This is a genomic window from Microbispora sp. NPDC049125 (assembly GCF_040802045.1).
Lineage (GTDB): Bacteria > Actinomycetota > Actinomycetes > Streptosporangiales > Streptosporangiaceae > Microbispora.
Genome location: NZ_JBEZDW010000019.1, coordinates 28026 through 49665 on the forward strand (window position 1 = coordinate 28026; position 21640 = coordinate 49665).

Below are 21640 nucleotides of genomic sequence, written 5' to 3' on the forward strand. Positions count from 1 at the left end.
ACGAGGGTCCAAGGAAGGCGGACCGGCTGCCGGCCACCTACCGGCGCACCCACGGCATCCGCTACTTCCACGGCTGTACAGCCTGGGCGACGATCAGTTGTGGGGCATCACCCGCACCCGCAAGGGCGGCGACCACACCCTTGCCGCCCTCAAGACGATCCGAGCGGTCCGCCCCGACGGCGCCCCGATCTACGTCATCTGCGACAACCTGTCGGCCAACACCACACGGGCGATCCGCGTCTGGACCGAGGCCAACAAGGTCGAGTTGTGCCTGACCCCGACCTACGCCTCCTGGGCCAACCCGATCGAGGCCCAGTTCGGCCCCTGCGCAGCTTCGTGATGGGCGACTCCACCCACCGCAACCACACCGTGCTGGCCCGCAAACTGCGGGCCCACCCGCGCTGGCGCAACGCCAACGCCCACCCCCCGCCGTCCTGGCCGCCCAACGATGCGAACGCGCCCGCATCCGCAGCGAGAAACAACGCCGCTGAGGACGACCCGCCACCCGAGTCGCCTGATCAACCAACCCGGCGAACGTTCATGGAGACCGCATTACTCGGGAGGGTGCGGCCAGCGGCGCAGCTCGGTGGTGGAGACCACCTCGGCGCGGTCGCCCGGCAGGGTCACCTCCGCCACCTCGACCACCCGGCCGGTCGTGTCGATCGATGTCTTGCGCAGCACGAGCACGGGCCGGCCCGGGCTCAGCCCGAGGATCCGCGCCTCCCCGGGCTCGGCCGGCCGCCCGGACACCTCGTCCACGACCCGGTCGACCTCGATGCCGACCGTGGAGAGCTGATGCTGGGTGCCGCCGGGCCATGGCTCGTTCTCCGGCGTCAGCAGGTCGGGGTTGGAGGCCACCAGGTCGTACACGAGCCAGGAGTCGATCAGGCTCAGCGGCTCCTCCGACTCGCCCGGCGACGTGCGGTAGCGCCTGTGCAGCAGCCGCGTCCCCTCCGGCACGCCGAACCGCCCGGCCAGCTCGGCGCCCGCCCGCTCGGTGACGTAGTCGATGTCGAACGCGAGGTCGTCCTTGGCCAGGCCCGTGTCGTGCTCGGTGGCGCCGGTTCTGCGCCGCTCCCCTTCCGGCAGCAGTGCCCGGTCCTTCTCCCACTGGTACCGGTCCGCGGTACGCCGGACCCGCGGTCTCCGTCTCCCCATGCATCCCGCCATTCCCACGGATCGCCCGCCCATGTACGGCCGGAGGGAAAACGGGGCGGCCCGGCCGGGAGCCGGGTCAGCCGAGGAACTCGAGGACGGCACGGGTGAAGTCGTCCGGCCGGACGGCGTGGACCAGGTGCCCGGAGGGGATGGTGATCATCCGGCCGCCGGGGATGCGCCGGGCCAGCTCCGCCACCCGTTCCTGCGGCACCGAGCTGGCCGGCCCTCCGGCCACCACCAGGGCCGGAGCGGTGATCCGGCCCAGCAGGCCCAGCCACCCGGGGTCGGGCTCGTCGATCTGCGCCTTGATCGCGAGCACCATCCCCCAGTCGAACGGCAATGCCCCTTCCGGCCGGGCGGGGACGACGCGGGGGCGGGGCAGCGGCGCCCCGACGTCCTCCAGGACCAGCCGCCGCACCCGTTCCGGCCGTGCGGCGGCGAGCAGGTAGGCCACGGCCCCGCCCATGGAGTGGCCGATCAGGTCCACCCGGCCGAGCTCCAGCGCGTCGAGGAGCCCGAGGACGTCGTCGCGCATGAGCTCCAGCGAGTAGGCGTCCGTACGTTCGCTGAGGCCGTGGCCGCGCAGGTCCGGCGCGTACACGCGGCGGCCTGCGGCGAGGGCGGGCGCGACGCCGTCCCAGTCGGCCGACGCCTCGCCGAGCGCGTGCAGCAGCACGAGGGGCGGGCCGCCGGGCTCTCCCCACACCCGGTACGCCAGCCGGGCGCCGCCGGTCTCCGCGAATTCCACATCCGAGCGCTGATCCATGGCCCGACACTAGCGTCCGGAAATCTCACCAAAACGTACATACAGTGTGATACCGCTTGAATGGCGGATCTGACGGGCACATGAACGTCAGGGGGGATGGGGATGGGGATGGGCAACGGCTGGACGTTCGAAGGGCAGCCCGCCGCGCTCGGTGGAGGAGCGGTGACGCTGGTGTCCGGCGGGTCGTTCTGCGTCTCGTCCCGCAACGGCGACATCTATCCCGGATCGGCCCAGGGGGTCTACTACGCCGACACCCGGCTGCTGTCCCAGTGGGAGCTGCGCGTCGACGACGGGCGGATCGAGGAGCTCCAGGTGCTCCCGGCGCAGCCGTACCACGCGAGGTTCATCGGCCGCGCCGCGCCGCGCCCGGGGCAGGCCGAGAGCACGCTGCTGGTGATCCGCGAACGGTACGTCGGCGGCGGCCTGTCGGAGGACGTGACCCTGCGCAACATGTCGGCCGAGCCCGCGGGCTGCGTGGTCACCCTGCACATCGGCTCGGACGTCTGCGACCTGTTCGAGGTGAAGACCCACCGCCTCCACTGGGCGGCCGACGTGGTGACCGCGGCCGACGACCGGTCGCTGCGGCTGTTCTCCGCGACCAAGGACCGGGGGGTCCGCGTGGTCGGCGGCGCAGGAAGCACGCGCGTGCTGCCCGTGACCTCGCCCCGCATGCTGATCTTCCATGTCGTGGTGCCGCCGCGCGGGGAGTGGCGGGCCTGCCTGCAGGCCAACCCCATCGTCGACGGCGTGGAGAGCGAGCCGTGGTTCTCCGCGCACGGGCCGCCTGAGAGCGCCTGGTCGGCCCGCCGGATGGTCGAATGGGACCGCCAGTCGCCGACGGTCCGCCTGTCCAACGCCTCGCTGGCGGGCATCGTCCGCCAGTCGCGGCACGATCTCGGCGCGCTGCGGCTGTTCGACCCCGAGCACCAGGACCTGCCGCCGACGATCGCGGCGGGCGCGCCGTGGTTCATGACCCTGTTCGGCCGCGACTCGCTGATCACCTCGTGGCTGGCCCTGCTGATGGACCCCAACCTCGCGTACGGCACGCTGTGCCGCCTCGCCGAGCTGCAGGGCGAGAAGACCGACCCGCTCAGCGAGGAGGAGCCGGGCAAGATCATGCACGAGCTCCGGTACGGCGCGCGGCAGGACGGCTTCGGGGGCGGCGGCCACGCCTACTACGGATCGGTCGACGCGACGCCGCTGTTCGTCGTGCTCCTGGGGGAGCTGCGCCGCTGGGGCCTGTACCCCGGCGCCGTCGACCACCTGCTGCCCAACGCCGACGCGGCCCTGGAGTGGATCGAGCGGTACGGCGAGCGGGACGGCCTCGTCTGGTACCGGCGCAAGACCGACCAGGGCCTGTTCAACCAGGGCTGGAAGGACTCCTTCGACGGCGTCAACTACGCCGACGGCATGCTCGCCCGCCCGCCTGTGGCGCTCGCCGAGGTCCAGGGCTACGTCTACGCCGCGTACGTCGCACGCCGCCACTTCGCGAAGGAGGCCGGCGACACGCGCACCGAGCGGCGCTACGCCGCCAAGGCGGCCCGGCTGCGCGCCGACTTCAACGAGCGGTTCTGGCTGCCCGACCGGGGCTACTTCGCGGTGGGCCTCGACCAGGACGGTCACCAGATCGACGCGCTCGCCTCGAACATGGGCCACTGCCTGTGGTCGGGCATCGTCGACGAGGACAAGGCGGCGGCGGTGGCCGGGCATCTGCTGTCCCCGCGCATGTTCACCGGGTTCGGCGTTCGCACGCTCGCGGCCGACATGGGCGCGTACAACCCGATGAGCTACCACAACGGCTCCGTGTGGCCGCACGACAACGCCCTCGCGGCGGCCGGGCTCATGCGTTACGGCTTCGTGGAGGAGGCGCAGCGCATCGCGACGGGGCTGCTGGAGGCGGCGCACGCCTTCGGCGGGCGGCTTCCCGAGCTGTTCTGCGGGTTCGACCGCGCCGAGTTCTCCGTGCCCGTGCCGTACCCCACCTCGTGCGCCCCGCAGGCGTGGGCGGCCGCGACCCCGATCCAGCTCCTGCGCGTCCTGCTGCGGATGGACCCCTGGGTGCCCGGCGGCAAGGTGTGGCTCTCCCCGGCCCTGCCGGAGGGGTTCGGCGAGGTGAGCATCTCCGGACTGCCGATCGCCGGCACGAGGGTCGACCTGACCGCCTGGGACGGCGCCGGCGACCGCGACGGCGCCGAGCTCACCGGGCTGCCCGACGGGATCACCCTGATCCGCGAGCCGCGCCCGCCGGCCACCGCCGCGCTGGAAGCCTGAACCGGGGGCCTCCGGGGGTTCCCGTGGAGGCGAGCCGGCGTGGACACCGCCGCCTGGCCGCCGGCGACGGAGGCGTCACCGTGCGCAAAGCCATGCGTTCCAGCCGCTCCTGACGTTTGCCCAGCTCGGCGCGGGGGTATGCACGGCGTCTCCAGCCCGCGGGACGGCGAGCAGCGCGACCCGCCGCGAGCGTGAGGGAGGGCGAGATGGGCGGCGAACAGGAGTCGGGCGTCCGGATCCCGGCAGGAGACGTCGTGCTCGACGCCGACGTCGCGATCCCCGCCCAGGCGATCGGGGTGGTGCTGTTCGCGCACGGCAGCGGCAGCGGCCGCCACAGCCTCCGCAACCGCTACGTCGCCGGTGAGCTGCGGCGGGCCGGGCTGGCGACGGTCCTGGCCGACCTGCTCACGCCGGACGAGGAACGGGCCGACGCCCGCACCGGTCACCTGCGGTTCGACATCGGCCTGCTGTCCGGGCGGGTGGGCGCCCTGGCCGACCGGTTGCCGGAGTGGGAGCCCACGCGGGGGCTCGCCGTCGGCCTGTTCGGCGCCAGCACCGGCGCGGCCGCCGCTCTTGTCGCGGCCGCCGCCAGGCCCGGCGCCGTCCGCGCGGTCGTCTCCCGTGGCGGCCGGCCCGACCTGGCCGGCGACGCGCTGCGCCGCGTCACCGCGCCGACGCTGCTCATCGTGGGGGAGCGCGACAACATCGTGCTGGGCCTCAATGAGGACGCGCTGGACGCGCTCGCCGCGCCCGCCCGGCTCGAGATCGTCCCGGACGCGACCCACCTGTTCGAGGAGCGGGGGGCCCTTGAGGCGGTGGCCCGCCTCGCCCGCGACTGGTTCCGCGGCCATCTCCCGGGAGCGCCCGACGCCGATTGACCTGCTCAGGCTACGATCGGTGCTCATGGAACAGCGCGTGTTGGGCAGAACGGGCAGGCAGGTGGGCGTCGTCGGGCTGGGGGCCTGGCAGATCGGGGCAGACTGGGGCGAGGTGAATGAAGCCGACGCGTTGGCCACCCTCGACGCCGCGGTCGACGCCGGGGTGACGTTCATCGACACGGCGGACGCGTACGGCGACGGCCGCAGCGAGCAGATCATCGGGAAGCTGATCAAGAGGCGGCCGGGCCTCACCGTGGCCACCAAGATGGGCCGCCGGGTTCCGCAGACGCCGGAGGTGTACACGCTCGGCAACTTCCGCGACTGGACCGACCGCTCCCGGGCCAACCTGGACGTCGACACGCTCGACCTGGTCCAACTCCACTGCCCGCCTTCGGCGGTCTACAACTCGGACGAGGTGTTCGACGGCCTGGACACGCTGGTGGCGGAGGGCCGCATCGCGGCGTACGGCGTCAGCGTGGAGACCGTCGGCGAGGCGCTCAGCGCCATCGCCCGGCCCGGCGTGGCCAGCGTCCAGATCATCTTCAACGCCTTCCGCCTCAAGCCGCTCGACGACGTCCTCCCGGCGGCGGAGAAGGCCGGAGTCGGGATCATCGCCCGCGTTCCCCTGGCCAGCGGCCTGCTGTCCGGCAAGTACGGCCCGCAGACGGTGTTCGGCGAGGACGACCACCGCAACTACAACCGGCAGGGCGAGTCGTTCGACGTGGGCGAGACGTTCTCCGGCGTCGAGTACGGCGTGGGCCTCCAGGCGGTCGACCGGCTCCGCGAGCTGGTCCCCCAGGGCATGACGATGGCGCAGTTCGCCCTGCGGTGGATCGTCGACCACCCCAGCGTGAGCGTGGTGATCCCGGGCGCCCGCCGGCCGGAGCAGGCCAGGGCCAACGCGGCCGCCGCGGAATTCCCGCCGCTGTCCGCCTCGGCGCACGCGGCCGTCCAGGAGATCTACGACGAGCTGATCCGCCCCCAGGTCCACCACCGCTGGTGATGCCGGATCTCCCCCCTCCACGGTGCATCTGATTCGGAGCATCCGCCCGAAGGACTCTGTGTGGAGACGTGGGAGACCCTTGGGACCGGGCGGCGGGGCCGCCCGCCGGCGGGAGACGCGCGGGCACCCGGGCTGCGGCGGCTCGCGAGGCCGTCCGGCGGCGCGGGCGGGCGGCGGGCCCCGCGCCTGTTCGCCGCCGCGGGCACCGGTCTGCTCGCCGCCATGGTGGCCGCCCAGGTCGCGTCGGGGTTGCGGCCCGGCGACCTCCGGCTGACCACCCTGGTCGTCGTGCTGCTGGCGGCGGCCGCGCTCGCGTACGCGGCGGCCGCGCACACCCTGCCCAGGGCCGCCGGCGCGTTCGCCGCCGCCGTCGCCGCGGGCTACGCGGCCGAATGGATCGGCACCAGGACGGGCCTGCCGTTCGGGCGTTATCGCTACACCGGCGTGCTGTGGCCGAGCCCGGGCGGCGTTCCCCTGATCGTGGCCCTGGCCTGGGGCGGGATGGGGCTGGCCGCCCACGCCGTCGCCCGCCGGGTCGTTCCGGGAGGCCGTGCGGCGCGCCTGGCCGCGGGCGCGCTCGCGCTGACGGCCTGGGACCTGTTCCTCGACCCCCAGATGCTCCGGCTCGGGCTGTGGGAGTGGGCCCAGCCGGGGCCGTACCGGGGCGTGCCGGTCAGCAACTTCATCGGCTGGTTCCTGGTGTCTTTGCTGGTCATGGCCTTGATCGGGCGGATCGCCGGGGGGCCGGAGGCCGGGAGCACCGGGCTGGTCGCCGTTTACACCGTGATGGCGCTGATGGAGACGGTCGGCTTCGCGGCGGTGTTCCGCCCGCCCGACCCGCTCGTCGCCACCGCCGGAGGGATCGCGATGGGGGCGTTCGCCCTCCTGGCCTGGAGGCGCCGATGGCGGAAGTGATCGTGGCCGGAGGCGGAGTGGGCGGCATGGTCTCCGCCCTGCTGCTCGCGCGGGACGGGCACGCGGTGCGGCTCTACGAGCGGCTGCCCCGGCTCGGCGGCAAGCTGGCCGAGCACCGGCGCGACGGCTTCACGTTCTCCCTCGGCCCGTCGCTGCTGACACTGCCCGGCCTGTTCAGGGATCTCGGCGTCTCGCTCGACCTGGTGGAGCTCGGCGAGCTGTGCCGCTACCGGTTCGCGGACGGCTCTGTGCTGCCGGCGTACCGGGACCCGGAGCGCACGGCCGCGGCCGTGGAGCGGCTCGCGCCGGGGGAGGGGGAGCGCTGGCGGGCCTTCCACCGCTGGGCCGAGGGCTGCCTGGAGGCGTCGCGGCGCACGTTCTTCGCCGGGCCGCTGAACCGCCCGCCGGAACGCGCCCGGCCGTCCGACCTGCTGGCCGTCGCCCCCGGACGGACCCTGGACGCGCTCGCGCGCCGGTTCTTCCGGGACCCGCGGATGCGCCAGTACGTCGGCCGGTACGCCACCTACGCCGGCTCGAACCCCTACCGGGCCCCGGCCGCGCTCGGCTGCATCCCGGCCATCGAGCACGGCGAGGGCGGCTGGTACGTCCCCGGCGGGCTGCCCCGCATCGCCGACGCCCTGGCGGAGCTCCTCGACAAGGCGGGCGTGGAGGTCCATCTGGGCGCCGAGGTCGCCGGGATCCTGGCCGACGCCACCCGGGTCCGCGGCGTCCGGCTCGCGGACGGCGAGACCGTCGCGGCCGACGCGGTGATCGTCAACGCCGACGCGGCCGCGCTGTACGGGCGGCTGCTGCCCGACCGGGCCCGCCTTCGCCGCGTCGCCAGGCTCGGGCTGTCGTCGTCGGCGTTCCTCCTGCTCGCCGCCGTGGAGGGCAGGACCGAGGGGCTGCCGCACCACTCGATCGTGTTCTCCGCCGACTACCGCCGGGAGTTCGGCGACATCTTCGACCGGCGGCGTCCCCCGGAGGACCCCACCGTCTACATCGGCTGCTCCGCCGTGGACGACCCCACCCAGGCCCCGGCGGGCGCGGAGAACTGGGTGATGCTGGTCAACGTCCCCTCCGGCGACCCCGGCCGCTGGCCCATGTCGCCCGAGGCGTACGGCACGCTCGTGCTGGAGCGCCTGGCGGCGCGCGGCCACGACCTGTCCGGGCGGCTGCGGTTCCTCGACGTGTTCACCCCCGCCGACATCCGCGACCGCTACGGCGCATGGGGCGGCGCCATCTACGGCGGCGCGTACGGCGGGCCGTTCGCCCCGTTCCGCCGTCCGGGGAACCGGGGGCCCCGGCGCGGCCTCTACCTCGTGGGCGGGTCCGCCCACCCCGGCGGCGGCCTGCCACTGGTCGCCATGGGCGGCCGGATCGTCGCCCGGCTGGTCAACGACGACTTCCGGGGAGCCGCCCGATGAAGCCGCGCGCCGCGCCCCGGAGTCCCGCTCGCGGCAAGGCGCTCCTCCCCGCGCTTGGCCGCGCGATCACCGGAGCCGAGGGGCCCGCCGGCGCCGTCGGCCGTGCGCTCTTCGGGACCGGGGGACCCGCTCATGCCGTCGGCCGTGCGCTCACGGCGGCGCAGGCGCTCGCCGCGACGGCGGTCGCCGTACGGCTCGCTCGCGGCCGTCGCCGCCTGCCCCCGCTGTCCGCTCCCCGGCCGGACTGCCTCGCCGCGCCACCGATCTCGGTGGTGATCCCGGCCAGGAACGAGGAGGCGCGCATCGGGCCCTGCCTGACTGCCGTGCTCGCCGACCCCGCCGTCACCGAGGTGATCGTCGTCGACGACGAGTCCACCGACGGCACCGCCGTGCTCGCCGCCTCCCTGGGGGCGGCCGTGGTCACCGGGCGGCCGCCGCCCGCGGGCTGGGTGGGCAAGCAATGGGCGCTCCACCAGGGGATCGCACGGGCGGAGGGCGCGGTCGTCGTCACGCTGGACGCGGACACCCGGCCACGCCCCGGCCTGTTCGGCGCGCTCGCGACCGCGCTCGACGGCCACGACCTGGTGAGCGCCGGGCCCCGGTTCGTCTGCGACGGGATCGCCGAGCAGGCGCTGCACGCCTCGTTCCTCGCCACGCTCGTGTACCGCTTCGGCCCGATCGGCCCGCCGTCCCCTCCGCCGCCCCACCGGGTCGTCGCCAACGGCCAGTGCCTGGCCTTCCGGCGGGAGGCGATGCTGCGGGCCGGCGGATTCGCCCAGGTCCGAGGGCACATGACCGACGACGTCGCGCTGGCCCGCGCGCTGGCCGCCCAGGGCTGGGCGGTCGGCTTCCTCGACGCTGGCGGCCTGATCGAGGTCGACATGCACGAGTCGGCCGCCGAGGTGTGGCGGGAGTGGGGGCGGTCGCTGCCGCTCGGTGACGTCACCGGCCCCGCGTGGCAGGCCGCCGACCTGGCGGTCGTCTGGCTGGCCGCCGCCCTGCCGGTGCTCAGGCTCGCCGCCGGCCGGCCGACCCGGCTCGACCTCGGGCTGCTGGCCGTACGGCTGCTGCTCGCGGGTGCCTTGCGGGGCAGCTACACCCGGCCCGGGCCCGGCGTCGCGCTGTCGGTCCTGCTCGACCCGGCCGCCGCCGTGCGGCTGACGCACGCGACGCTGCGGCCGGTGCGGACCTGGCGAAGCCGCACCTATCCGCCCGGCGCGGCGGCGCCGCCGGCCGCGGTCAGGAACGGCGGCCGGCGAGCGCGGCCTGCCCGAACCGCAGCCCGATGAGGCACATCAGCGCGCCGGTCGCGGCGACGTGGACGAGCGGGGCGAACGGCAGTTGCAGCACCGGCAGGGCGAAAACCCCCGCCCGGGCGCCGATCGCGAACGACCGCGTGCACGCCGCCGTCACCGCCAGCAGGGCCAGGGCAAGCGCGAACGCGGGCGGGCAGATGACCGCGAACCCCCCGGCGAAGGTCAGGATCGAGCGCCCGCCGCGGAACGCGGCGAACACCGGCCAGGCGTGCCCGATCATCGCGGCGGCCACCGCCGCGTACGTGGACGCCACGCTCGGCCCGGCGACCACGAAGAGGCCGGTCGTGTGCGCGCCGCCGGCCGCCAGCCCGAGCAGGCCGGCGAGGACGCCCTTGAGCATGTCGCCGGCGAAGACCGGCGCGGCCCCGCGCGCGCCCAGCCGCTCCCGCACGTTCCAGAAGCCGGGGTTGCGGTCGCCGACCTCACGCGGGTCGAAGCCGTGGGCCCCGGAGACCAGCACCGCCACCGGGACCGAGCCGAGAAGGTAGCCGCCGATGACCGACACCAGCAACGACACCAGCAGCGGGACCGGTGAAGGGATCATCGCGTCGTTCCACCTCAACAGGTATGCGGATGTGGGAGCCATGCGGCACATGGCGTTCGACCGGCCGGTGCTCGGCCGTACGGAGGGGCTGGTGTTCTGGCGGCTGCTCGGCACCGGGCGGGGGCGGTCGATGACGCTGGGAGCCGATCTCCGCCGATGGGCGCTGTTCGCCGTGTGGCGCGGCGAGGGGGCACTGGACCGGTTCCTGGACGGCTCGCCGATCACCGCCCGCTGGCGCCGCGAGGCCGCCGAGTCGTGGCAAGTCCGGCTGGCGCCGCTCGGCTCGCGCGGCCGGTGGGGCGGCGTGGACCCGTTCGGCCCCGCGCCGGCCGGGGAGAAGCGGGAAAGCCGGGGACCGGTCGCGGTGCTGACCCGGGCGGCCATCCGCCCCGCCCGGCTGGTGGCGTTCTACCGGTCGGTGCCGGAGGTCGACCGGCTGCTGGAGGAACAGGAGGGCTGCCTGGCTTCTGTGGGGGTGGGGGAGTGGCCGCTGGCCCGCCAGGCCACCTTCTCCCTGTGGCGGGACGCCGCCGCCGTCCGCGACTTCGCGTACGCGGCGGCCGCCCACCGGCGGGTGATCGAGCGCGTACGCGCGCACGACTGGTACTCGGAGGAGCTGTTCGCCCGGTTCACCCCCTACGCGAGCCAGGGCGCCTGGGACGGCGCCGACCCCCTCGCCCGCCTCGCCCTCTGACCTCCGCCTGCCTGGAAGGCCTCCCATCACGGGACCGGCTTGACGGTCAGGTGCTCGCGGACGCGGGCCACCACCTCGCCCTCGGCCAGATCGCGGGCCACCACGCACGCGCGGGCGATCGTCGCGGCCCCGGACGACCCGTGGGCCACGACCACCGTGCCGTCGAGCCCGAGCAGGGCGGCCCCGCCGTGCGTCTCGGGGTCGTAGCGGCGGGCCACCTCCCGCAGGTCCTCCGGCGCCGCGATCCCGCATCGCGCCACGAGGGCGAGGGTCGCGCGTACCGACCCCTCGACGTTCTTCAGCACCACGTTGCCGGTGAACCCGTCGGTGACGATCACGTCGACGGTCCCGGCCAGTACGTCGTGGCCCTCCACGTTGCCGTGGAAGCGGAACGGCATCCAGCGCAGCAGCTCCTCCGCCCGGCGGGTCAGCCGGTTCCCTTTGCCCGGCTCGGAGCCGATGGACAGCAGGCCCACGGACGGGTCCGCCACCCCCAGCACGAGCTGAGCGTACGACGCGCCCAGCAGCGCGAACTGCAGGAGCATCTCGGGGGCCGGGTCGGCGGTGGCGCCCGCGTCGATCAGCACCGTGGCCCCGCCACGCACCGACGGCAGCGCCACGGCCAGCCCCGGCCGCAGCACCGGCGGCGCCATGCCCAGCCGTCCCACCGCGCCCGCCACCACCGCGCCCGTCGAGCCCGCCGACACGAACGACCCGCCGGCGCCCTGCCGGACCAGGTCGAGCCCGACGGCGAGGCTGGAGCCCGTCCTGGACAGCGCGCCGACGCCCCGCTCGCCCATGGGGACCACGTCGGCGGCGTGCGCGACGTCGATCTCGCCGGCAGCGCCCGCACGCGCGAGCTCCCGGCGCAGCACCCCCGCCTGGCCGACGAGGATCACCGGGACGCCGTGCTCACGCCACGCCCGGACGGCGCCCGGCACGGTCTCCGCCGGGCCGTGGTCGCCGCCCATGGCGTCGAGGACCACCGGCTCCGGCATCATGCCCTCCTCGCGGGTGAGACGCCCGCCGTGAGGGCCGGTGCCCGGAAAGGGACCGGCGCGGGCACCTGGCCCGCCTCCGCGCGCGTCCCCTGAGAGGTCTCGGGATCCATGTCAGGGCACCTCCGCGGTCACCCGCCGCTCGGCCCGGTCCGCCGCCGACGCGGCGGCCAGATGCCGGGCGAATATCGCCAGCCTGCGCCGCCGCGGCACGCGCGCCCGCCCGGCGAGCACGTCGTGGCCCGCCGCCTCCACCTGGTGCAGGATGCCGCTGTACAGCTCGTACGCCGCCCGCACGCACGGCCGGGAGGAAGGCGCGAGCATGTCGATCCCCTCCAGCGCCTGCCGGTAGTGGTCGCGCGCCCGGTCGGCCTCGAACGCCACCAGCTCCCGCACCGCCGGCGTCGCCCGGCGGGCGGCCAGATCGGCCTCGGCCACGCCGAACTTGTCCAGGTCCGCCAGCGGAAGGTAGATCCGGCCCCGGGCCAGGTCCTCGGACACGTCGCGGATGAAGTTGGTGAGCTGGAAGGCGAGGCCGAGCTGGCGGGCGGGCTCGCGGGCACGGTCCGCCGCGTGCGGCAGCGGCTCCAGGATGGGCAGCATCATCGTGCCGATTACCGCCGCCGAGCCCTCCATGTAGCCGAGCAGCTCGTCGTACGTCGCGTAGCGGCGCACCGTCAGGTCGGCCCGCATGGACGTCAGGAACGCGTCGACGTCGGCCAGGTCGACGTCGAAGGCCCGAAGCGTGTGCGTGAACGCCGGCAGCACCGGGTCGCTGATCGGGTCGCCCGCGACGCCGGCGACCAGCCGCGCGGTGAGCCCGTCGAGCGCCACGGCCCGGTCGGTCGTCATGGCGAACGAGTCGACGATCTCGTCGGCGTAGCGGGCGAAGCCGTACAACGCGTGGACGTGCGGCCGCTTCCAGGCGGGCAGCAGCCGGGTGGCCAGGTAGTACGAGCGCCCGTAGGCCGCGTGCAGCCGCCTGCACCGTTCGTAGCTGGCGGTCAGCGTGGTCGGGGTCGGCGTAGGCGGTACGGGCGGCGGCGCCGCCGGTCCTGATCTCATGGGGATGTCTCCAAGATGCGCTCGGCGGCCAGCCGGCCGGAGATCAGCACGGGCGGGACCCCGACTCCCGGGGCCGTGTACATCCCCGCGAAATGCAGTCCGGGGACGCGCCGGGCGGCACCGGAGGGCCGGAACCACGCCGTCTGGGTGAAACGGTGGTCGAGTGCGAACGGCGTGCCCGCCGAGTGCCCGCGTCTTCTCCACGCGGGCGGGTCGATGACGAGCCGCGGCGCGCCGGACAGGTCGCCGTAGCCCAGGCCGGACAGACGGCCCAGCAGGCGCTCGGTCAGCTGGGGAGTGAGGCGTTCCCAGTCGGCCGGGCCCCGCAGGTTCGCCGTCGGCTCCAGGACGCTCAGCGTGGCGTGCCCTGCCGGGGCCGCCTCCGTGTCCGACTCGGGGTAGGTGACCAGCAGGTTCGGGTCGGGCTGCGGGCGGCCCGCCTCCAGCGCGTCGAACGTGGCCGCCCACTCCCGGCCGAAGTGGAGGGTGTGGTGGGCCTGGCTGGGCAGGCGGCGGTCCAGGCCGAAGTGCGCGACCAGGCAGGAGGGGGAGAACCGGGGCCGCCGCAGCCGCCAGTCGCCCGCCTCGGCCGGCAGCAGGCCGTGGTGGGCCGCGGCCCTGTCGCAGGCGACGACCACCTGGCCGGCGGCGAGCAGCTCACCCGTGTCGAGCCGCACCCCCGTCACGCCGGAGCCGCCCGTCTCGACCCTCATGGCGCGCACGCCGTACCTGAGCAGAGCGCCGGCCTTCTCGGCGGCGGCGGCCATGGCGCGGGGGATGGCGTGCATGCCGCCCTCGCGCGGGAAGTAGACCCCGCCGACCGTGTCCATGTGGGCGATCACCGCGTAGATGCCCAGCGCCCGCCGCGGGGACAGCCCGACGTAGAGCGACTGGAACGTGTGGGCCCTGATCAGCCGTTCGTCGGTGAGGTGCCGCCGGACCAGCCCGTCGAGCGTGCGGAACCCGCCGAGCGCGGCCAGCCGGGCCAGCGCGTACGGCCGGGCGAGCGCGCGCAGCCGCGTCATGTCCCTGTCGATGAACGCCCCCCACTCGGCCTGGAACATCGCCTCCAGAAGCCGCCGGAAACGCAGGTAGCGCCCGGCCTCGGCGGGCCCGCAGAGCGCGCGGACCTGCTCGGCCATCGCGTCCGCCCCGGCGACCACGTCGAGGCGCGAGCCGTCGTCGTAGGTCAGCCGGTAGTGCGGGTCGAGCCGCCGCAGCGGCAGCCACCTGCCGAGATCCTCCCCGGCGGCGGCGAACGTGTCGGCGAGCACGCCCGGCATGGTCAGCACCGAGGGGCCGGTGTCGAACCGGTAGGGGCCCACGGCCGCCGTGCCGCAGCAGCCGCCGGGAACGTCACCGGCCTCCACGACGGCCACCTCCCGGCCCGCCCCGGCCAGCCGCATGGCGGCGGCCAGGCCGCTCAGCCCCGCACCGATCACCACGACCGGGCCGGACGCCCCCATCAGGCGCTCCTGCCGGTCGCCAGCCCGGCCAGCTCCACCAGGGCCGCCGCGGCGTCCGCGGGGATGCCGGCGCCGTCGAGCGCTCCCGTCGCGACGGCCACCAGGTCCGCGATGCGCCGTTCCACGGCGTCCAGCGCGCCGGTGGAGACGATCAGCTCACGGGCCGCCGCCAGGCCCGCCTCGCCGCCTCCCATGCCGAGCGGTCCCTCGCCCGGCGTCTCCGCGTCCAGCGTTCCCGAGCCGGGCGGCGCCATGCCGTACGCGCCGGCGCGCTCGCGCGCCACGGCCGTCAGGTATGTCTGCTTGCCCTGGAGCAGGTCGGCGCCCGCCGGTTTGCCGGTGACCGCCGGGTCGCCGAAGACGCCGAGCACGTCGTCGCGGAGCTGGAAGGCCTCGCCCAGCGGGAGGGCGTACGCGCTGAGGACCCGGCGCAGGGCGGGGTCGCCCCCGGCGATCGCGTGGCCCAGGTGCAGCGGCCGTTCGACGGTGTACTTACCCGATTTGTACGTCGAGATCAGCGTGACCTGCTCACGGCTCGCCGAGCCGCGCGCCGTGCTCACGAGGTCCAGGTACTGGCCGCCGATGAGCTCCACGCGGAGCTGGGTCAGCACCTCGAGCGCCGCGCCCAGCCTCAGCGGGCAGCGCAGCAGCGCGGCGTCGGCCCAGGTGAACGCCATCATCCCCAGCAGCGTGGCGGCGGACTCCCCGAACCGCCACGACGGGCCCGACCACCCCAGCTCCCTGTGCAGCCCGGCCAGCCCGGCGTGCGCGGTGATCCGGCCGCGCCGGGTGCCGGCCTCGTCCATCACGTCGTCAAGGATCAGCGCGCACGCGTGGAGCAGCTCGACCGCGCACCCCGCGGACAGCACCGCGTCCAGGTCGTCCTCCGAGCCGCCCGCGGCGCGGTGCCCCCAGTAGACGAACGAGGGGCGCAGCCGCTTGCCGCTCCCCGTGACGAAGTCGACGAGGTAGCGCCGCAGCACGCCGAGGTCGGCCTCGCCGAGGAAGTCGAGCCGCTCCATCTCCCGATCGAGGAAATCGTCGAGGTGGCGGTCGACCAGCTCCCGGACTCCGCTCGTCTCGCGGGCCAACGTCACCATGCGCACCGCTCCTTAGGACCATTTCAGGGATCATGGGCGCCGTCAGTAGAGTTTTCGCGCCTCGCCGGTCCGGCGGTTGCATCCGTGCCGGGCCCGTTGCCCGAATCAAGCGGAGGGACGGACGGAGCGCGGAGGGAGCACGGCCCCGGCGCGAGCGGGGAGCGTGAGGCGGGGCGGGACAGGCGCGGACGACGACGGAGCGGCCGGTGGCGGACGAAGGCGCGGCGGACGGCGGCGGAGTGCCGTCGCCGGACGGGGAGGCGGGCTACGGCATCGGCGCCGTCGCGCGCAGGCTCGGCGTGCCCCCGCCGACGCTGCGCACCTGGAACCTGCGGTACGGGATCGGGCCGAGCAGGCGCAGCCCGGGAGGGCACCGGCGCTACGACGACGCCGACCTGCGCCGCCTGGAGGAGATGAACCGGCTCATCCACGCCGGCATGCCCCCGGCGGACGCGGCCAGGCAGGCGCTGCGGCTGCCGTCCCCGTCCGGCCGCGCGGAGCCGGCGGTCGCGGGTGTCCCGGCGGAGGGGGAGCCGATCACGGTGCCGGGACAGGGGATCCTGTCCGCGGCCATGCTGGCCCGCTCGGCTCTCTCGCTGGACAGCCCGACGGTGAGCGGCGGCCTGGAGGCGGCCCTGCGGACGCACGGCGTCGTCTGGACCTGGGAGCGGCTGGTCCTGCCGGTGTTCGCGACGATCACCCGTAAGCAGGAGGAGAGCGGCACCGGGGTGGAGATCGAGCACATGTTCTCCGACCGGCTGCTCGCCGCGCTCTCCGGAGTCGCCAGGCGGGCGCCGGCGCATCCGCGTCCGGTGCTGCTCGCCTGCGCCGAGGACGAGCAGCACAGCCTGCCCGCGTACGCGCTGGCCGCGGCCCTGGCCGAACTGGCCGTCGAGACGCGGGTGCTGGGAGCCCGTACGCCGTACTCGGCGCTCGCCGACGCGATGCGCCGGCTGGGGCCCGCCGTGGTCTTCGTCTGGTCGCAGCAGCGGATGACCGGTGACCCCGCCCCGCTCTCCGGCCTGCCCCGGCTGCGCCCGGCGAGCCGCGTGGTGGCCGGGGGACCCGGCTGGTGGGACGGCCTGCCGCCGGGCACGGCCCGTGTGTCCACGTTTCGCGAGGCCATCGCGACGGTAATGACCTCTCTGAGGTGATTTTCCCCCTTTGACCGATTAATGACCCGCCATGTCCGTGGCGAGGTTGCGCTCCTTCGACGCGGGCGGATATGAATAGGTTTTGAATAAGTTTCTCGGGCAGAGGACGCTCATGAACGACACGCTGGAGAACCGTCTCGCCTCCGGTGAGGCGGGCGCGATAGGGGAGTGCTACCGGCTGCATGCTCCGGCGGTCCGCTCCTACCTGCGCAGACTCGTGCCACAGCAGGACGTGGAGGACGTCCTGCAGGTGGTGTTCACCGAGGTGTGGCGCTTCCGGCACCGGTTCGACCCGGCGCGCAGCCTGTCCGCCTGGCTGTTCGGAATCGCCCACAACCGCGCCGTCGACCACCTGAGGGCGCGCACCCCGACGACGGTGCCGCTGGAGGCCGTCTCCGACCCGGCGGGCCGTGACGGCCGGGCGGACGGCGACGCGCTCGCCGACCGCGACCAGGTCCGCAGGGCGCTCGACGCGCTCCCCGACGTCCAGCGCCAAGCGATCGAGCTGGCGTACTACGGCGATCTGACCCAGCGGGAGATCGCCGCCCGGCTGCGGGTGCCGCTCGGCACCGTGAAGGCCCGTACGGCACGCGGCCTGCACCGCCTGTCCCGCCTGCTCCCACCGGCCGCCGCGTGAGCGCGCCCATGGCGCCTCCGCCCGCCGCCACGGAGCCCGTGAGGCCGAGAATCGCCGTCTCCAGCTGCCTCCTGGGGAACCGGGTGCGCTCCGACGGCGGGCACAGCCGCGACCGGTTCCTGTCCGAGGAGCTGTCCGCGCACGTCGACTGGGTGCCGATCTGCCCGGAGATGGAGATCGGGCTGGGCTCGCCCAGGGAGACGCTCCGCCTGGAGCGCTCGCCCCGGGGGCCGCGCCTGATGACCGGCAGGAGCCACGCCGACCTCACCTACCCGATGACGGCGCTCGCGGCGAGGCACGCGGCCACGCTGGACGTCGACGGATACGTGTTCAAGTCCCGGAGCCCGAGCTGCGGCACCTACGGCGTCCCGGTGTTCGCGGGCACCCCTGTGACCGGCGAGTTGAGCCGTGGCCTGTTCGCCGGCGCGCTGATCGACGCCCGCCCCCTGCTCGCCGTCGAGGACGAGAGCCGGCTGCGCGACGCCGGGGTGCGCGAGGAGTTCATGGAGCGGATCTTCGCGGCCGCCCGGCTGAGGACCCTCCTCGCGGGGCGCTGGCGCCCCCGTGACCTGGTCGCCTTCCACACACGGCACAAGATGCAGCTCCTCGCCCACGCGCCGGCGACCCACCGTGAGCTCGGCCGGCTCGTGGCGCGCGCCGGCGCGGCCCCGCGCGAGACGCTCGCCCACGAGTACGGCAGCGCCTTCCGCGCCGCCATGGCCGGCACGCCGACCGTCGGCCGCCACGTCAACACCATGCACCACTGCCTCGGCTTGATCGGCCACGCGCTTCCCCCGGCCCGCCGGGACGGCCTTCTCACGGCGATCGAGTCGTACCGGGCCCGCCGGGTCGCCCTGGACGTGCCGCTGGCCCTGCTCCGCCGCCACGCCCGCGGCGAGGACATGGCGTACGTGGGCGAGCAGACCTACCTGTCGCCGTACCCGGACGAGCTGCGCCTGCTCGGCTGAGCGTTCCGCGCGAGCAGGCATGATCCCCCGAGCAGGCATGATCCCCCGTCTCCCGGAAAGGACGCGAACCCGTGAGGAAGACGTTGCTCAAGACCGCGATCGCCGTCACCGCCGCAGCCGTGGCCGGCGGGCTCGCCGTGGACGCCGACTCCGCGTGGTACCGGCGGCTCAGCAAGCCGTCGTGGCAGCCGCCGCCACCCGCCTTCGGCCTCGTGTGGACGCCGCTCTACGCGACGATCGCGTACGCGGGCGCCCGCGCGCTGTCCCGGGGCGACGAGAGCTCCCGCGCCGCGTTCGCCCGGGCACTCGGCGCCAACCTGGCACTCAACGCCGCCTGGTCGGCCCTGTTCTTCCGGGCCCGCAGCCCCCGTCTCGCGCTGGCGGAGATCCTCGCGCTGAACGTGTCGAACGTCCTGCTCACCCGCAGGGCCCTCGGCGCCGACCGCGCCGCCGGGCGGCTGCTCCTGCCGTACGCCGGGTGGACCGTCTTCGCCACCGCCCTGAACGCGTCCATCGCCCGCCGCAACCCCCGCGCCTGACTCAGACGGATGGCGGAACGGGCCCTTCGGTCTCCCGCCGCTCCTCGAGGCCCGTCAGGACCGCTCCCAGGATTTCGCGGAGCTCGCGGGCCTGCTCACGGGTGAGCCGGTCGAACAGCACGCGCCGCACCTCCTCCACGTGGCCGGGGGCGGCCTCCACGATCGCCTCGAACCCCTTGTCGGTCAGCGTGGCCACGGTCGTGCGCCGGTCCTCGGGACGCTTGACCCGGCGCACCCAGCCCTTCTCCTCCAGGCGGGTCACGGCGTGGGACAGGCGGCTGGCCGAGTACTGGAGGAAGGTGGCCAGCTCCGTCATGGTCTGCGTGCGCTCCGGCGCCTCGGAGAGCACGACGAGGATCATGTAGTAGGCGTGCGGCATACCCGAGTCGCGCTGGAGCTGCCGCTCCAGGGCCTCCATCAGGAGATGGCTCGTGGCGATGTAGGTGCGCCACGTGCGCTGCTCCTCGTCGTCGAGCCATCGGGTCTCGGACACGGTCCAAGACTACCGAGGTTGGCCTTTTGATCGGATGCTTCACTTCGGCGGCTTCTGGCCGGGTTGGGACGGACCGCCGCGCGTGCCGGGGCCCGCCACGCGGGCCGGAGACTAACCGCGCGATTTCGGGCCGGGTGCACCGGTAGCATCGGATCCTGGAGCCCCGTCACTCACGGGCGCCTCCGCCATCCATGTCCCGAAGGCCCGAGCAGGGCCGTCGTACGGTTCACGTTAAGGAGCCACCGTGTCTGCCGCCCAGGAAATACGCATCACCCTCGCCGGAGTCGAGCGCGTGGTGGCGGCGGGCACGACGGCCGGGGAGGCGCTCGGCGCCGACGGCCGGTCGGTGATCGCCGCCAGCGTCAACGGCGAGCTGCGCGATCTGGCCTGCGAGGTCGGCGACGGCGACGCCGTCGAGCCGGTCGCCATCGACAGCGCCGAAGGCCGCGCCATCCTGCGCCACTCCACCGCCCACGTCATGGCCCAGGCCGTCCAGGAGCTCTTCCCCGACGCGCGGCTCGGCATCGGCCCGCCGGTGGAGAACGGGTTCTACTACGACTTCGACGTACGGGAGCCGTTCACCCCCGACGACCTCAAGCGCATCGAGAAGCGCATGCGCGAGATCGTCAAGCAGGGGCAGAGCTTCCGGCGGCGGGCGGTCAGCGACGACGATGCCCGCCAGGAGCTGGCGCGCGAGCCGTACAAGCTGGAGCTGATCGGGCTCAAGGGGGGCGCGGCCGACGCGGGCGACGGTGCGAACGTCGAGGTGGGCGGCGGCCAGCTCACCATCTACGACAACCTCGACCCCAAGTCGGGCGAGCTGTGCTGGAAGGACCTGTGCCGCGGCCCGCACCTGCCGACCACCCGGGTCATCCCGGCGTTCAAGCTCATGCGGACCGGCGGCGCCTACTGGCGCGGCAGCGAGAAGAACCCGCAGCTCCAGCGGATCTACGGCACCGCCTGGGAGTCGCGGGACAAGCAGGACGAGTACCTCCGCCTGCTGGAGGAGGCCGAGAAGCGCGACCACCGCAAGCTGGGCGCCGAGCTCGACCTGTTCTCCTTCCCCGACGAGCTGGGCTCGGGCCTGCCGGTCTTCCACCCCAAGGGCGGTGTGATCCGCCGGGTCATGGAGGACTACTCGCGCCGCCGGCACGAGGAGGCGGGCTACTCCTTCGTGAACACCCCGCACATCACCAAGGAGCACCTGTACCAGGTCTCCGGGCACCTGGACTGGTACGCCGACGGCATGTTCCCGCCCATGGAGCTGGAGGGCGCGCGCTACTACCTCAAGCCGATGAACTGCCCGATGCACAACCTGATCTTCCGCGCGCGCGGGCGGTCCTACCGTGAGCTGCCGCTGCGGCTGTTCGAGTTCGGCACCGTCTACCGGTACGAGAAGTCCGGCGTCGTCCACGGGCTCACCCGGGTGCGCGGCCTCACCCAGGACGACGCGCACATCTACTGCACCCGCGAGCAGATGCGCGAGGAGCTCACCTCGCTACTGCGGTTCGTCCTCGACCTGCTGCGCGACTACGGCCTTGAGGACTTCTACCTGGAGCTGTCCACCAAGGATCCGGTCAAGTTCGTCGGCACCGACGAGGCGTGGGAGGAGGCCACCCAGACCCTCCGCGAGGTCGCCGAGTCGGAGAGGCTGGAGCTCGTGCTCGACCCGGGCGGCGCCGCCTTCTACGGCCCCAAGATCTCGGTGCAGGCCCGCGACGCCATCGGCCGGTCCTGGCAGATGTCGACCATCCAGCTCGACTTCAACCTTCCCGAGCGCTTCGAGCTGGAGTATCAGGCGGCCGACGGCACCCGGCAGCGGCCCGTCATGATCCACCGGGCGCTGTTCGGGTCGATCGAGCGGTTCTTCGGCGTGCTGGTCGAGCACTACGCCGGCGCCTTCCCTCCGTGGCTCGCCCCGGTGCAGGCCGTCGGCATCCCGATCGCCGACGCCCACATCCCCTATCTGCAGGACGTCGCCAAGCGGCTGCGTGACGCGGGGGTCCGGGTCGAGGTGGACGCCTCCGACGACCGGATGCAGAAGAAGATCCGCAACGCGCAGCGGGCCAAGGTGCCGTTCATGCTGCTCGCGGGAGACGACGACGTGGCGGCGGGCGCGGTGTCGTTCCGCTACCGCAGCGGCGAGCAGAAGAACGGCGTCCCGATCGAGGACGCGATCGCCGAGATCGCCGACGCCGTCGAGCGGCGCATCCAGGTCTGACGCCCTTCGCGGGCACCCCCGACGGGG

General features: G+C 74.3%; 20 protein-coding genes and 1 pseudogene. 13 read left to right on the top strand and 8 right to left on the bottom strand.

Going from position 1 to position 21640, the window contains the following annotated elements; translation table 11 throughout:
• Positions 1 to 20 precede the first annotated feature (20 nt).
• Positions 21 to 491: pseudogene (locus tag AB0B72_RS22180) on the top strand (transposase); the annotation flags it as partial.
• Positions 492 to 552: 61 nt separating this feature from the next.
• Here the strand turns inward: AB0B72_RS22180 and AB0B72_RS22185 are convergent.
• Positions 553 to 1158, bottom strand: coding sequence for a UTRA domain-containing protein (locus AB0B72_RS22185; RefSeq protein ID WP_367740780.1), 606 nt, complete (start codon positions 1156 to 1158; stop codon positions 553 to 555).
• 76 nt (positions 1159 to 1234) lie between these two features.
• A complete protein-coding gene (locus AB0B72_RS22190) occupies positions 1235 to 1924 on the bottom strand; it encodes an alpha/beta fold hydrolase (RefSeq protein ID WP_367740781.1) in 690 nt (229 codons plus the stop codon).
• Positions 1925 to 2026: 102 nt separating this feature from the next.
• Here AB0B72_RS22190 and AB0B72_RS22195 point away from each other — a divergent pair, with 102 nt between their 5' ends.
• The 6 genes from AB0B72_RS22195 (at position 2027) to AB0B72_RS22220 (ending at position 9707) form a co-directional block, all read left to right on the top strand.
• Entirely contained in the window at positions 2027 to 4195 is a 2169-nt protein-coding gene (locus tag AB0B72_RS22195) for a glycogen debranching N-terminal domain-containing protein (protein ID WP_367740782.1), read from the top strand.
• Between the two features lie 206 nt (positions 4196 to 4401).
• Positions 4402 to 5073, top strand: a complete 672-nt coding sequence (locus tag AB0B72_RS22200) for a dienelactone hydrolase family protein (protein WP_367740783.1) — start codon at positions 4402 to 4404, stop codon at positions 5071 to 5073.
• A 25-nt stretch (positions 5074 to 5098) separates the two neighbouring features.
• Positions 5099 to 6076, top strand: coding sequence for an aldo/keto reductase (locus AB0B72_RS22205; protein WP_367740784.1), 978 nt, complete (start codon positions 5099 to 5101; stop codon positions 6074 to 6076).
• A gap of 60 nt (positions 6077 to 6136) precedes the next feature.
• Complete coding sequence (locus AB0B72_RS22210; protein ID WP_367740785.1) at positions 6137 to 6991, top strand: carotenoid biosynthesis protein; 855 nt, start codon at positions 6137 to 6139, stop codon at positions 6989 to 6991.
• Positions 6979 to 8418: a phytoene desaturase family protein gene (locus AB0B72_RS22215; RefSeq protein ID WP_367740786.1), complete on the top strand. Its 1440-nt coding sequence runs from the start codon at positions 6979 to 6981 to the stop codon at positions 8416 to 8418. Before AB0B72_RS22210 ends, AB0B72_RS22215 begins: the two co-directional genes overlap by 13 nt.
• A complete protein-coding gene (locus tag AB0B72_RS22220) occupies positions 8415 to 9707 on the top strand; it encodes a glycosyltransferase family 2 protein (protein WP_367740787.1) in 1293 nt (430 codons plus the stop codon). Before AB0B72_RS22215 ends, AB0B72_RS22220 begins: the two co-directional genes overlap by 4 nt.
• Here AB0B72_RS22220 and AB0B72_RS22225 read toward each other — a convergent pair.
• The gene (locus AB0B72_RS22225; protein ID WP_367740788.1) at positions 9658 to 10278 is read right to left on the bottom strand and encodes a glycerol-3-phosphate acyltransferase; all 621 of its coding nucleotides are present in this window, start codon (positions 10276 to 10278) and stop codon (positions 9658 to 9660) included. The two genes, AB0B72_RS22220 and AB0B72_RS22225, sit on opposite strands and share 50 nt — an antisense overlap.
• Between AB0B72_RS22225 and AB0B72_RS22230 the strand changes: the two genes are divergently transcribed.
• Positions 10229 to 10972, top strand: coding sequence for a spheroidene monooxygenase (locus AB0B72_RS22230; protein WP_367740789.1), 744 nt, complete (start codon positions 10229 to 10231; stop codon positions 10970 to 10972). The genes AB0B72_RS22225 and AB0B72_RS22230 overlap by 50 nt on opposite strands.
• A gap of 26 nt (positions 10973 to 10998) precedes the next feature.
• On the opposite strand, the gene plsX is transcribed toward AB0B72_RS22230, so the two are convergent.
• The 4 genes from plsX to AB0B72_RS22250 form a co-directional block, all read right to left on the bottom strand.
• Positions 10999 to 11973: a phosphate acyltransferase PlsX gene (gene plsX / locus AB0B72_RS22235; RefSeq protein ID WP_367740790.1), complete on the bottom strand. Its 975-nt coding sequence runs from the start codon at positions 11971 to 11973 to the stop codon at positions 10999 to 11001.
• A gap of 111 nt (positions 11974 to 12084) precedes the next feature.
• Positions 12085 to 13035, bottom strand: a complete 951-nt coding sequence (locus AB0B72_RS22240; RefSeq protein ID WP_367740791.1) for a phytoene/squalene synthase family protein — start codon at positions 13033 to 13035, stop codon at positions 12085 to 12087.
• Positions 13032 to 14501 (bottom strand): phytoene desaturase family protein, encoded by a 1470-nt coding sequence (locus AB0B72_RS22245; protein ID WP_367740792.1) that lies wholly within the window; start codon positions 14499 to 14501, stop codon positions 13032 to 13034. The genes AB0B72_RS22240 and AB0B72_RS22245 overlap by 4 nt, the downstream gene beginning before the upstream one ends.
• Entirely contained in the window at positions 14501 to 15601 is a 1101-nt protein-coding gene (locus tag AB0B72_RS22250; protein WP_367740793.1) for a polyprenyl synthetase family protein, read from the bottom strand. Before AB0B72_RS22250 ends, AB0B72_RS22245 begins: the two co-directional genes overlap by 1 nt.
• 206 nt (positions 15602 to 15807) lie before the next feature.
• Between AB0B72_RS22250 and AB0B72_RS22255 the strand changes: the two genes are divergently transcribed.
• From AB0B72_RS22255 to AB0B72_RS22270, 4 genes are all read left to right on the top strand, one after another.
• Positions 15808 to 16755, top strand: coding sequence for a MerR family transcriptional regulator (locus tag AB0B72_RS22255; RefSeq protein WP_367740794.1), 948 nt, complete (start codon positions 15808 to 15810; stop codon positions 16753 to 16755).
• 112 nt (positions 16756 to 16867) lie between these two features.
• Positions 16868 to 17392: an RNA polymerase sigma factor gene (locus AB0B72_RS22260; RefSeq protein ID WP_367740795.1), complete on the top strand. Its 525-nt coding sequence runs from the start codon at positions 16868 to 16870 to the stop codon at positions 17390 to 17392.
• A gap of 38 nt (positions 17393 to 17430) precedes the next feature.
• Positions 17431 to 18360, top strand: a complete 930-nt coding sequence (locus AB0B72_RS22265) for a YbgA family protein (RefSeq protein WP_367740796.1) — start codon at positions 17431 to 17433, stop codon at positions 18358 to 18360.
• A 71-nt stretch (positions 18361 to 18431) separates the two neighbouring features.
• Entirely contained in the window at positions 18432 to 18899 is a 468-nt protein-coding gene (locus AB0B72_RS22270; protein ID WP_367740797.1) for a TspO/MBR family protein, read from the top strand.
• Position 18900: 1 nt separating this feature from the next.
• On the opposite strand, the gene AB0B72_RS22275 is transcribed toward AB0B72_RS22270, so the two are convergent.
• On the bottom strand, positions 18901 to 19392 hold the full coding sequence (locus AB0B72_RS22275) for a MarR family winged helix-turn-helix transcriptional regulator (protein ID WP_367740798.1): 492 nt from the start codon (positions 19390 to 19392) through the stop codon (positions 18901 to 18903).
• 244 nt (positions 19393 to 19636) lie between these two features.
• Between AB0B72_RS22275 and thrS the strand changes: the two genes are divergently transcribed.
• Positions 19637 to 21613 carry a threonine--tRNA ligase gene (thrS, locus tag AB0B72_RS22280; protein WP_367740799.1) on the top strand — a complete coding sequence of 659 codons (1977 nt, stop codon included), beginning with the start codon at positions 19637 to 19639 and terminating at the stop codon, positions 21611 to 21613.
• Positions 21614 to 21640 lie beyond the last annotated feature (27 nt).